Source organism: Proteus appendicitidis, from assembly GCF_030271835.1.
GTDB lineage: Bacteria > Pseudomonadota > Gammaproteobacteria > Enterobacterales > Enterobacteriaceae > Proteus > Proteus appendicitidis.
Genome location: NZ_CP127389.1, coordinates 2,266,186 through 2,278,607 on the forward strand (window position 1 = coordinate 2,266,186; position 12,422 = coordinate 2,278,607).

9 protein-coding genes are annotated in these 12,422 nt (G+C 39.9%); 6 read left to right on the forward strand and 3 right to left on the reverse strand.

Features of this window, described 5'->3' with window-relative positions:
• Nucleotides 1-6: 6 nt before the first annotated feature.
• Complete coding sequence (gene nirD / locus QQS39_RS10610; protein WP_285804488.1) at nt 7-351, reverse strand: nitrite reductase small subunit NirD; 345 nt, start codon at nt 349-351, stop codon at nt 7-9.
• Complete coding sequence (gene nirB, locus QQS39_RS10615; RefSeq protein ID WP_151435337.1) at nt 348-2,894, reverse strand: nitrite reductase large subunit NirB; 2,547 nt, start codon at nt 2,892-2,894, stop codon at nt 348-350. The genes nirD and nirB overlap by 4 nt, the downstream gene beginning before the upstream one ends.
• A 329-nt stretch (nt 2,895-3,223) precedes the next feature.
• Between nirB and QQS39_RS10620 the strand changes: the two genes are divergently transcribed.
• The 5 genes from QQS39_RS10620 (at nt 3,224) to QQS39_RS10640 (ending at nt 8,271) form a co-directional block, all read left to right on the forward strand.
• Nucleotides 3,224-4,789: an ABC transporter substrate-binding protein gene (locus QQS39_RS10620; RefSeq protein ID WP_151435338.1), complete on the forward strand. Its 1,566-nt coding sequence runs from the start codon at nt 3,224-3,226 to the stop codon at nt 4,787-4,789.
• A gap of 76 nt (nt 4,790-4,865) precedes the next feature.
• A complete protein-coding gene (locus QQS39_RS10625) occupies nt 4,866-5,909 on the forward strand; it encodes an ABC transporter permease (RefSeq protein ID WP_285804489.1) in 1,044 nt (347 codons plus the stop codon).
• A complete protein-coding gene (locus tag QQS39_RS10630) occupies nt 5,909-6,739 on the forward strand; it encodes an ABC transporter permease (protein ID WP_196736298.1) in 831 nt (276 codons plus the stop codon). Before QQS39_RS10625 ends, QQS39_RS10630 begins: the two co-directional genes overlap by 1 nt.
• The gene (locus QQS39_RS10635) at nt 6,732-7,568 is read left to right on the forward strand and encodes an ABC transporter ATP-binding protein (protein WP_285804490.1); all 837 of its coding nucleotides are present in this window, start codon (nt 6,732-6,734) and stop codon (nt 7,566-7,568) included. The genes QQS39_RS10630 and QQS39_RS10635 overlap by 8 nt, the downstream gene beginning before the upstream one ends.
• Nucleotides 7,555-8,271 (forward strand): ABC transporter ATP-binding protein, encoded by a 717-nt coding sequence (locus tag QQS39_RS10640; protein ID WP_285805894.1) that lies wholly within the window; start codon nt 7,555-7,557, stop codon nt 8,269-8,271. The genes QQS39_RS10635 and QQS39_RS10640 overlap by 14 nt, the downstream gene beginning before the upstream one ends.
• Nucleotides 8,272-8,402: 131 nt before the next feature.
• Here the strand turns inward: QQS39_RS10640 and QQS39_RS10645 are convergent, their stop codons facing one another.
• The gene (locus QQS39_RS10645) at nt 8,403-9,047 is read right to left on the reverse strand and encodes a YchE family NAAT transporter (RefSeq protein WP_151435343.1); all 645 of its coding nucleotides are present in this window, start codon (nt 9,045-9,047) and stop codon (nt 8,403-8,405) included.
• A 514-nt stretch (nt 9,048-9,561) separates the two neighbouring features.
• On the opposite strand from QQS39_RS10645, the gene adhE reads away from it, so the two are divergent.
• Complete coding sequence (gene adhE / locus QQS39_RS10650; protein ID WP_196736300.1) at nt 9,562-12,228, forward strand: bifunctional acetaldehyde-CoA/alcohol dehydrogenase; 2,667 nt, start codon at nt 9,562-9,564, stop codon at nt 12,226-12,228.
• The last annotated feature ends 194 nt before the right edge of the window (nt 12,229-12,422 follow it).

Genomic DNA, 12,422 nt, shown 5'->3' on the forward strand with positions numbered 1-12,422 from the left:
CCCTATTTATTGAGATGATTTATTACGGCTGCGTACACTGACAGTATTTCCTTCAACCTTGACATCAAAATGAGTGATCGAGAAATTCTCATCCTCAAGGCAAAAACCGTCCGTTAAACGAAAATGCTGTTTTTTTAATGGGCTGACGATATACAACTCATTTTCATGTTCAGCAATCAGCCCTCGAGACAGAACACTAGAATGTGCAAAGGGATCTATATTGCTTAACGCATATAAACGTGCATCAGAGTAAGGGCGAAATATGGCAACATGATCTTGTTCCACCAGCGCACAAACACCTGTTCCTGGCGTAATGTCATCTAATTGGCAAACCGCTATCCATTGGCTCATGATTGCGCCTCCTCAGTGACCAGTTTGATATCAATACGTTCGTGTAAACGTGCGGGGCGATGTTGAAATCGTTCTTTTACCGTTTGCACTGTCGGATCAGGCATTGGATTATTAATAAAGTGGGCAAAGCGTTTTAATGCTTTTGGAGAATCAACCGTTTCTTTCCATTCACAAGCGGCACGTTCTTGTAAGGCTTTCAGTTCTTTTTCTAACTGTACATTTAAGCCTAATTTGTCGTTAATAATGACATCACGTAAATATTCAATACCGCCTTCTAGATTATCTAGCCACACTGAAGTGCGTTGCAGCTTATCGGCAGTGCGAATATAAAACATCATAAAGCGGTCGATATAATGCACTAAAGTTTCTTCATCGAGATCTGAAGCAAATAGATCTCCATGACGTGGTTTCATACCACCATTTCCACCAAAATAGAGGTTCCAGCCTTTATCTGTGGCGATAATACCCACGTCTTTTCCTTGAGCTTCAGAACATTCACGGGTGCAACCTGAAACGCCAAATTTCATCTTATGAGGTGTTCTAATACCTTTATAACGATGCTCTAATGCAACACCCAAACCGACGCTGTCACCAACGCCAAAACGACACCAACTACTGCCTACACACGTTTTTACCATACGCAGCGCTTTCGCATAGGCATGACCTGTTTCAAAACCTGCCGCAATCAGTTTTTCCCAAATCGCGGGCAAATCCTGTTTATGCGCACCGAACATTGCCATGCGTTGCGAGCCAGTAATTTTGGTATACAAATTGTATTCTTGAGCAATTTGCCCAATCGCAATAATGCCTGCGGGGGTAATTTCTCCACCAGGAGAACGAGGAATAATGGAATAAGTCCCATCTTTTTGCATATTCGCGAGGAAGTTGTCGTTAGTATCTTGTAGAGAAACTAAATCATCACGCAAGATATAATCATTCCAACATGAAGCAAGCAATGAACCCACGGTTGGTTTACATACTTCACAACCATAACCTTGACCGTGTTTTTGCAGCAGTTCATCAAAACTTTTCAGCCCTTCTACGCGAATAAGATGATAAAGCTCTTGGCGAGAATAGTGAAAATGCTCACAAAGATGGTGATTAACTTCAATGCCTTGTTTTGCTAATTCTGCATTTAAAACTTGGGTCACAAGAGGAATACAACCACCACATCCCGTACCTGCTTTGGTTTCTGCTTTAATCGCAGCGACCGTATGACACCCTCGTTCAATGGCTTGAATAATGTCGCCTTTTGTTACATCAAAACAAGAGCAGATTTGTGCCGTTTCAGGTAAGGAATCTACACCTATTGCTGGCTTACTTCCTGCATGTGTCGGCAAAATTAAGGCGTCTGGATGCTCGGGTAATTCAATGGTGTTTAGTGATAGTTGCAAGAGATTGCCATAATCTTCGGTATCGCCTACTAATACGGCACCCAATAGGTATTTATTATCTTCACTAACAATCAGGCGTTTATAAATTTCTTTGCCTTCATCAAGATAAATATAACTACGGCATCCTTCTTGACGACCATGAGCATCACCAATACCGCCCACATCAACACCTAGCAGTTTTAGTTTTGCACTTAAATCAGCCCCCTGAAAGACAGAGTGATGACCTAATAAATTATCGACGGCAACTTGTGCCATTTTGTAACCCGGCGCCACTAAGCCGAAGGTTTTATTTTGCCAAGATGCACATTCACCAATGGCGTAAATATCAGGATCGGTTGTTTGGCAATAATCATTGATGACAATACCGCCTCGTGGGGCAATAGCTAGATCACATTGACGAGCTAATTTATCTTTCGGACGAATACCTGTAGAGAACACAATAAAGTCCACTTCAAGAGAAGTACCATCTGCAAATTGCAGTGTTTTACGTGCGTTTTCTCCTGTCGATAATATTTCTTGTGTATTTTTAGAGGTATGCACTTTCACTCCCATACGCTCTATTTTTCGCTTAAGTTGCTCTCCCCCTAATGTATCAAGCTGTTCTGCCATTAATGTGGGTGCAAACTCGATAACGTGAGTTTCGATACCTAAACTTTTGAGTGCGCCAGCAGCTTCTAGACCTAAAAGCCCTCCACCAATCACCGCCCCTTTACGACTAATACGTGCGCAAGATTCAATAGCATTTAAATCTTCAATAGTCCGATAGACAAAGCAATCTGGTGAGTTATTTCCCTTAATTGGCGGAACCCATGGATAAGAGCCTGTTGCCATCACTAATTTATCGTAACTAACACAACGCCCTGTATTAGTGTGTACCACTTTTTCGTCACGATTAATGGTTATCACGCGTTCACCCATTAATACTTCTATTTGGTGTTTTTCGTAATAGCCTTGTTTAACTAAAGAGAGTTCTTCTGCGGTGTGATGGGAGAAATAAGAGGAGAGATGGACTCTATCGTATGCAACGCGAGGTTCTTCACAAAAGACGACAATATTAAATTCTTCATTGCCACCTTTATCAATCAGTTCTTCGATATAACGGTGCCCCACCATACCGTTACCGATGATTGCGAGTGTTTTCTTGCTCATTTTTGCCTCAAATTTAAAGATTTCTAAGGCTAAAATACGAAACTACTCATAAGATATATTGATGAATATCAAATACAGCTTAATCAATTCAGCTAATACAACTTAATAGTCAATGAGTTACTACTAAAGGAGTATTTCATCATCCTGTTCTTGCGGTTAATTATTCTTCTACCATAATTAATTATGACCACCTTATAACGAAGAGTTATATATAAGCGTAATTAAAACTTTGCGCATTGGTCACGTTTTGCCTAAGTTAATTTCACAAAGTAATAACTAATAAGTTATTGACATAACGACTTTAGCTACACCATTTCAGGGAGCGTCTCATGAAAGCAAAATTATTATCATTATTGGTTGTGGGTGCCCTTTCCGTACCGGCATTTGCAGCAACTCCTGCTAATACATTAATTGTGGTACAAGGGCTTGATGATTTAGTCAGTCTTGATCCTGCTGAAAGTAATGAGCTATCGAGTATTCAAACTGTACCGAGTTTATATCAACGTATTGTTCAACCTAATCGTGATAATCCAGAAATTAATGAACCGATTTTGGTTGAAAGTTGGCAAGCAAATCCTGAACAAAAAACGATCGTATTTAAAATTAAACCCGAGGCAAAATTTGCATCAGGTAACGCTGTGCGTCCTGAAGATATTATCTTCTCTTATCAGCGTGCGATCATCATGAATAAATCACCAGCCTTTATTCTAAATGTATTGGGTTGGAAAACAGATAACATTAATTCGTTACTCAAAAAAATCAGTGATAACGAATTGGAAGTACGTTGGACAGCCGATGTTAGCCCTAATGTTGTGCTAAATATCCTTTCAACCCCAATTGCTTCTATCGTTGATGAAAAACTAGTTTCTGCTCATATTAAAAATAATGATTTTGGTAATAGCTGGCTGAAAATGAACTCAGCAGGAAGTGGTGCATACAAAATGCGCGCTTATCAACCACGTCAAGCCATTGTGTTAGAGGCTAACCCTCTGTCACCGACTGGCGCACCTAAGATGGCGAATATTATTATTAAAAACGTGCCTGATCCGGCATCACGTCGCTTATTGATTGAAAAAGGCGATGCAGATATTGCGCGTGAACTGGGTACGGATCAAACCGCAGCTTTAGCAGGCAAAGCAGGTATTCAAATTTTAAATATTCCTTCTGCTGAACAAGTTTATATGGCTTTTAATACCGACAGCGGAAACCCTGCACTGAGTAACCCCGCATTTTGGGAAGCATCTCGTTATTTAATTGACTACAAAGGTATTACTGAAGATTTAATGCGTGGTCAGTATTTTATTCACCAAAGCTTCTTACCTGTAGGTTTACCGGGCGCATTAGAAGATAATCCATTCACTTTTGATCCAGCAAAAGCTAAAGAAATTTTAGCCAAAGCGGGGATCACCAATGCACGCTTTACATTAGATGTTGAGAACAAAGTTCCTTACATCACGGTGGCGCAATCCATCCAAGCAAGCTTTGCTCAAGCTGGTGTACAAGTCGATTTATTGCCTGCGGCAGGTAGTCAAGTGTATAGCCGTGTGCGCGCTAAACAACATCAAGCAGCTATCCGCTTTTGGATCCCTGATTATTTTGATGCACACTCAAACGCCAGTGCCTTTGCTTATAACGACGGACAATCCAATACTGTTGCTTGGTTAAATGGCTGGAAAATTCCTGAATTAAGCCAGCAAACATTGGCGGCACTTAATGAAGCGGACAAGACAAAACGTCAATCCCTCTATACTGAAATGCAAAAAGAGTTACAGCGTAGCTCGCCTTATGTGTTTATCGACCAAGGTAAAAACCAAATCGTTATGCGCGATAACATCAAAGGTTATGCGCAAGGTCTAAATGCAGATATGGTTTATTATGACAAAGTAACTAAGTAATCTTTTTTTCAGAAACCCTCCACAGTCATGTTACTGTGGAGGGTCTATTTTTGTCATTTCACTAGGCTATTGCTGTATGAATACTGCTATGACGTTATCTTTTCGTCTTAAAGGTCAGTTAATTACCTTTGCTCAAGGTATATTGACACTGGTGCTGACGCTTTTAGGGCTTCTTGTTATCACTTTTACGCTTTCTGTACTTTCACCTGTCGATCCTGTCTTACAAATTGTCGGTGATCACGCAAGCCTTGAAACCTATAACCAAGTAAAACATGAGTTAGGGCTGGATTTACCTATCTACATGCAGTTTTTTCACTATGTGAAAGCACTGTTGCAAGGACATTTAGGTACAGCGACATCAACAGGTCAGCCTGTTCTTAATGATTTGTTAGCGACCTTCCCCGCTACATTGGAATTAGCAACTGTTGCATTGTTGATTGGTGCCAGTCTCGGTATTTTATTCGGTGTTTTATGTGCGCGGTTTGTGGGAACACCCCTCGATTTTATTTTGCGAATTCTAACGTTATTAGGCAGTTCAGTTCCTATTTTCTGGTTAGGTTTGATTTTACTCTTGATTTTCTATGCCACATTACAATGGACTGCAGGCCCCGGGCGATTAGACGATATCTATCAATTCACCATTGAACCCGTAACAGGTTTTGCATTAATTGATACATTATTAGCTGGCGATAAAGAGGCTTTTTTTAATGCGTTATCACACCTGATTTTGCCCGTTTCCCTATTAGCTTATTTTGCCCTTGCTTCTATCACTCGCTTAACTCGCTCGGCATGTTTAAACGAAATGAATAAAGAGTATGTCACGTTAGCAAGAGCGAAAGGCATTGGCGAGTTACGTATTCTTTTTTATCACGTACTGCCTAATATTCGTGGTGTTTTAATGACTATTATCGCCCTGTCTTACACGGGTATGCTAGAAGGGGCTGTATTGACAGAAACCGTCTTTTCTTGGCCGGGAATTGGTCGATATCTCACAACAGCGCTTTTTGCAGGGGATACCACAGCCATTATGGGCGGTACTTTAATTATCGGTTTGTGCTTTGTCTTTATTAATAATGTGACCGATATTGTTATTCGTTTAACTGATCCGAGGCTCCGCTAATGTCATCCTCATTTTTAAGAAAAATAGCGCGCTCGCCTTCCGCATTTATCGGTTTATCGTTGCTTATTTTACTGTTAATTATTGCGATTTTTGCACCTTGGTTGGCTCCTTATGATCCAAATTGGCAACATGCTGCCCAACGTTTATTAGCACCCAATGCTCAACATTGGCTAGGCACCGATAATTATGGGCGAGATATTCTTTCTCGCCTGATCTACGGTACTCGCCCCATGCTAGGTTTAGTGGGGCTGGTGGCGCTTATTACGTTACCTTTAGGATTATTGATTGGGATTTTATCGGGATATTACGGCGGTTGGACTGAACGTATTTTAATGCGCTTCACCGATATTGTGATGTCAATGCCTTCTCTTATTCTCGCTTTTGCCTTTGTCGCAATGTTAGGTCCGGGTCTGTTAAATGGGGCATTAGCGCTGGCTTTAACCGCATGGCCTGCTTATGCACGACAATCGCGCAGTGAAATTCAACATTTACGTAATAGTGATTATCTCGCTGCGGCTGAAATGATGGGAATTAAGGGTATCCGATTGTTATGGGGGCATATCTTACCCCTGTGTTTACCTTCAGCGATTGTACGTTTAGCGCTGAACTTAGCGGTGATTATCCTCGCGGCAGCAGGATTGGGCTTTCTTGGATTAGGCGCTCGGCCACCAATGGCGGAATGGGGAGCAATGATCTCAGAAGGTATGCCTGTTATTTTTGATCAATGGTGGGTTGCCGCTATTCCGGGTACGGCAATTTTGATCAGCAGTCTAGCATTTAATTTATTGGGTGATGGATTACGCGATGTATTGGGAGATACCCATGAATAAAGCACCATTAATTGAGGTAAATAACCTCTGTATTGATTTTCCAAAGGCAAGAGTGGTCAATAATGTCTCTTTTACTTTAGGGCAAGAGCGTTTAGCGGTTGTCGGCGAATCAGGTTCTGGCAAATCAATGACCGCTCGTGCATTAATGGGATTAGTTCGTCAGCCGGGAAAAGTCAGCGCAGATAAACTCAATTTGCAGGGAGATAATCTATTGGGTTTTTCCTCTCGCCAATGGAATAATATTCGAGGTAATACTATTTCAATGGTATTACAAGATCCTCGTTACGCCTTAAATCCTGTAAAAACCATTTATCAACAAGTAGAAGAAACCGTAAAACAGCATCAAAAACTTTCGCGCCAAGATAGACGCCAACTTATTATTGATACACTGCTGTCTGTCGGCTTACCTGAACAGAATATTTATCGCTATCCCGGTGAATTATCAGGGGGAATGGGGCAACGTGCAATGATAGCGATTGCACTTATTAATAATCCAACGATTTTAATAGCTGATGAACCGACTTCTGCGCTTGATGCACAATTACGTCATCAAATCCTTGAGCTGATCACCACACAGTGTGAGCAACGTCATATGGGCTTATTGCTAATTAGCCATGATTTGCCCCTTGTTGCCGAATATTGTGAACGTGTCATGGTGATGTACCAAGGCGAACAAGTTGACGAACTCAGTGCGAAGGCGCTACCGACTGCCACACATCCTTATACTCGTACACTTTGGACATGCAGACCTAACGCAAGCACTTATGGCACTCAATTGCCTGTATTAGATAGAACGCTTAATTTCAAGGGGCTGCATCATGCTAATTGATATTCATGATTTACATGTTCAATTTGAACAAGGTAAACAAGCAAAGGACGTTGTAAAAGGCATTAATTTACATATTCAACAAGGTGAAACCTTTAGCTTAATAGGTCGTTCTGGTTGCGGTAAATCGACTGTTTTACGAGTGATTGCTGGGTTGTTGCCCCATTGGCAAGGTAATATATCGCTTTTAGGGCAAACTATTAAACCTCAACAACGTTTCCAAGGGGCATTACGCCGTAATATACAAATGGTGTTTCAAGATCCCTACGCTTCTTTGCACCCTCAACACCGTATTGAACGTGCATTTTCTGAGCCGTTAAAAATCCATCAAATTCCTTTTGATAAAAATACCATTGAACAAGCATTAGCCCAAGTTGGTTTGCCCGCAGATGTGACAAGTCGTTATCCTCATCAACTTTCTGGTGGTCAGCGTCAACGTATTGCCATTGCAAGAGCCATTTTATTACAACCAAAATTATTGCTTTTAGACGAGCCAACTTCAGCACTCGATATGTCAGTACAAGCTGAGATTTTAAATCTGCTTAACACACTGAAAAAAGAGCATAATATGACATATTTATTAGTAAGTCATGATGCAGATGTTATTGCACATATGTCGGATAGAGCTGCATTAATGGAAAATGGGGAGCTCACACAACATTATGATCGAGATGCGTTATCAAAAGGGATACATCGTCTTGATTGACATAAAAGAGAATAAACAGAAGAAAAGAGAATAAATAGAAGAAAAGATCTGAGCAGTATTGCGTTGTTAATACTGCTCTTTTTAATAGTACTGTTTTAGTAGTACCATTTTTTAATTGTTCTGCGCTGTGTTTAAACTAATAAGCCTGGGAAAATAGAACGTAACCCAGTCACAATAAATTCAATACCTAACGACATTAATAATAAGCCCATTATACGAGTAACCACGTTAATGCCAGTTTGCCCTAAATATTTCACTAAGAGTGTTGCACTACGAAACAATAACCAACAACAAAATGCAAAAAAGATACTGGTTGCGGCTAATCCTAAAAAGTTAGTAAAACCTTCCCAACGAGAGCTCCACACAATACAAGAACTGATTGCCCCTGGTCCTGCCATTAATGGCAATGCTAAAGGTACAACAGCAACACTATTACGAACCGCGGATTCGTTTCGTTCTTGATTGTTTTGTTTATCTTCCCCTAAACGCCCATTTATCATTGTCATTGCAATAGTAACAATCAGCATTCCCCCTGCTATACGAAACGAGTCGATAGAAATACCGAAAATATTCAGTATAGAATCACCGATTAACAGAGAAGAAACTAAAATAATTGCAACGGAGCCATTCGCAATTAAGTTTGTTTTGTTACGCCCGGCATCAGTTTGATAACTCGTCATACTAATAAAGACAGGCAAAATACCAATTGGGTTTACAATCGCAAAAAGACCGACAAAAAATTTAATATAACCGGATAAATCCAGCAGTGACCCCATGAAAAGCCCCTTCTTGGCTAGTAAACATGCGAATTATTCTATAAAAGATAGAGTAACTCTAAAAAATGCGCGTTACTTTAAATCAATAAACCAGTTAATTCTATTAGTTAACAAGTTTTTACCTAAAATATTCTCTTGCAAACTGATCAAAACCTAGTGGTTTAATTTTATATCTAAATAAAGCATACGACAAAAAAATTGTTGAATATTTATTACATATAAGAATCATTCTCATAAAAAGCCATGCTGAAAGGTGTCAGCTTACTAATTTTGTGATATATATCACGTTAATTAATTAGAAAGATGGTAAGCTGTTATCATTCGAAGAAATAGGATTACTTCGAAAATATATTTACCTTTATTATTGTTTTTTTTAAGTTTTTTAAGCAAATTATGGCTTCTAATAATTATTACTAAAATGAGCACATTGTCATCTATCTAGGCTATCCTTATTAGTTATGATGAAAACGGCTAATTTGCTTAAAAAATTTAACATTTTATCAGGAGTCTCTTTATGTCTGTAACTAACGTTACTGAACTCAATGATTTGGTTGCTCGTGTAAAAAAAGCTCAACGTGAATTTGCTAACTTCTCTCAAGAACAAGTTGATGCTATTTTCCGTGCTGCTGCATTAGCTGCCGCTGATGCCCGTATTCCTCTTGCAAAATTAGCTGTAAAAGAGTCTGGTATGGGTATCGTTGAAGATAAAGTGATTAAAAACCACTTTGCTTCTGAGTATATCTACAATGCGTATAAAGACGAAAAAACCTGCGGGATCTTATCTGAAGATCTGACTTACGGCACAATGACCATTGCTGAACCTATTGGGATCATCTGTGGTATCGTACCAACAACTAACCCAACTTCTACTGCGATTTTTAAAGCATTAATCAGCTTAAAAACGCGTAATGGTATTATTTTCTCTCCGCACCCTCGTGCAAAAGAAGCAACAAATCGTGCTGCTGAAATCGTCTTGAATGCCGCTATCGCTGCTGGCGCACCAAAAGACATTATCGGTTGGATTGATGAGCCTTCTGTTGCCCTATCTAACGCATTAATGCACCATGATGATATTAACCTGATCTTAGCGACAGGTGGTCCAGGCATGGTTAAAGCTGCGTATAGTTCTGGTAAGCCCGCTATCGGTGTTGGTGCAGGTAATACACCTGTTGTTATTGATGATTCTGCTGATATCAAACGTGCAGTGGCTTCAATCTTAATGTCTAAAACTTTCGATAACGGCGTAATTTGTGCATCAGAGCAATCTGTTATCGTCGTTGATAGCATTTATAAACAAGTTCGTGAGCGTTTCTCAACTCACGGCGGTTACATGCTAACAGGTAAAGAATTAAAAGCAGTTCAAGACATCATCTTAAAAGATGGCAACTTAAACGCAGCGATTGTGGGTCAACCTGCAACAAAAATTGCTGAAATGGCTGGCATTGAAGTACCTGTAAATACCAAAATTTTAATTGGTGAAGTAAAAGAAACAACAGAAGCAGAACCTTTTGCTCACGAGAAATTATCTCCACTATTAGCCATGTACCATGCTCAATCGTTTGAGGATGCCGTTCTAAAAGCGGAAAAATTAGTTGAGATGGGTGGTATTGGTCACACTTCTTGCTTATATACAGACCAAGATAACTGCCCTGAGCATGTTGCCTACTTCGGCGACAAGATGAAAACATCTCGTATTTTAATCAATACTCCAGCATCTCAAGGTGGTATTGGTGACTTATACAACTTTAAACTTGCTCCTTCTCTAACATTAGGTTGTGGTTCATGGGGTGGTAACTCCATCTCTGAAAACGTAGGGCCCAAACACCTTATCAACACTAAAACCGTGGCGAAAAGAGCAGAAAATATGTTGTGGCATAAACTCCCTAAATCTATTTACTTCCGCCGTGGTTGTTTACCTATCGCACTAGAAGAGATTGCGACAGACGGTAAAAAACGCGCCTTTATCGTGACCGATAGTTTCTTATTCAACAATGGTTATGTTGATGAAGTCGCTCGTGTACTGAAAAAATTTGGTGTTGAAACAGAAGTCTTTTTTGAAGTTGAAGCAGACCCAACATTAAGTGTTGTGCGTAAAGGCGCAGAACAGATGAATAGCTTTAAACCAGACGTGATCATCGCATTAGGTGGTGGTTCACCAATGGATGCAGCAAAAATCATGTGGGTTATGTATGAACACCCAGAAACCCACTTTGAAGAATTAGCATTACGCTTTATGGATATCCGTAAACGTATTTACAAATTCCCAAAAATGGGTGTGAAAGCACAAATGGTTGCTATCACAACAACATCAGGTACTGGCTCCGAAGTAACACCATTTGCGGTAGTTACTGATGACGAAACAGGTCAAAAATATCCATTAGCAGACTATGCATTAACACCAGATATGGCTATCGTTGATGCAAACCTTGTTATGAATATGCCTAAATCTCTGTGTGCATTTGGTGGTTTAGACGCTGTAACTCACGCATTAGAAGCCTACGTTTCTGTCTTAGCGAACGAATATTCTGATGGACAAGCACTGCAAGCATTAAAATTACTGAAGGAATATCTGCCTGCAAGTTATCATGAAGGCGCTAAAAATCCTGTTGCTCGTGAACGTGTTCATAATGCGGCAACGATTGCTGGTATTGCTTTTGCTAACGCATTCTTGGGTGTTTGTCACTCAATGGCGCATAAATTAGGCTCTGAGTTCCATATTCCTCACGGTTTAGCTAATGCGTTATTAATTTCAAACGTTATTCGTTATAACGCTAATGATAACCCAACTAAACAAACTGCATTTAGCCAATATGATCGCCCTCAAGCTCGTCGTCGTTATGCAGAAATTGCTGATCACTTAGAACTTTCAGCACCGGGTGACCGTACTGCGGCTAAAATTGAGAAATTGTTAGCTTGGTTAGAAGAAATGAAATCTTCATTAGGTATTCCATCTTCTATTCGTGAAGCTGGCGTCCAAGAAAGTGATTTCTTAGCAAGAGTTGATAAATTATCTGAAGATGCGTTTGACGATCAGTGTACTGGTGCTAACCCTCGTTACCCACTGATCTCTGAACTGAAACAACTGTTATTAGATTCTTACTACGGTCGTGAATTTAATGAACATCCTGTTGTTGAAGTAAAAGAAGAAACAAAACCAGCTAAAAAAAGTAGTAAAAAATAATCGAAACACACTGTGTTAATGTGATCCTCAATATTTCGGTTATTTGCTCTTAAATAGAAACCCAGCCCTATGGCTGGGTTTTTTTATGGCTGATCACTTGGTTATATGCATTTTGCTACTGATTTCTGAGATTAGGAAATAAAGCGAGAGAAGTCACTATTCAGTCATAAATGATAAGTGTTTACACTTAGTTA

Excerpts from the sequence above, each read along its gene's own strand:
- nirD (WP_285804488.1), bottom strand. The coding sequence starts at position 351 with ATGAGCCAATGGATAGCGGTTTGCCAATTAGATGACATTACGCCAGGA.
- nirB (WP_151435337.1), bottom strand. The coding sequence starts at position 2,894 with ATGAGCAAGAAAACACTCGCAATCATCGGTAACGGTATGGTGGGGCAC.
- QQS39_RS10620 (WP_151435338.1), top strand. The coding sequence starts at position 3,224 with ATGAAAGCAAAATTATTATCATTATTGGTTGTGGGTGCCCTTTCCGTA.
- QQS39_RS10625 (WP_285804489.1), top strand. The coding sequence starts at position 4,866 with ATGAATACTGCTATGACGTTATCTTTTCGTCTTAAAGGTCAGTTAATT.
- QQS39_RS10630 (WP_196736298.1), top strand. The coding sequence starts at position 5,909 with ATGTCATCCTCATTTTTAAGAAAAATAGCGCGCTCGCCTTCCGCATTT.
- QQS39_RS10635 (WP_285804490.1), top strand. The coding sequence starts at position 6,732 with ATGAATAAAGCACCATTAATTGAGGTAAATAACCTCTGTATTGATTTT.
- QQS39_RS10645 (WP_151435343.1), bottom strand. The coding sequence starts at position 9,047 with ATGGGGTCACTGCTGGATTTATCCGGTTATATTAAATTTTTTGTCGGT.
- adhE (WP_196736300.1), top strand. The coding sequence starts at position 9,562 with ATGTCTGTAACTAACGTTACTGAACTCAATGATTTGGTTGCTCGTGTA.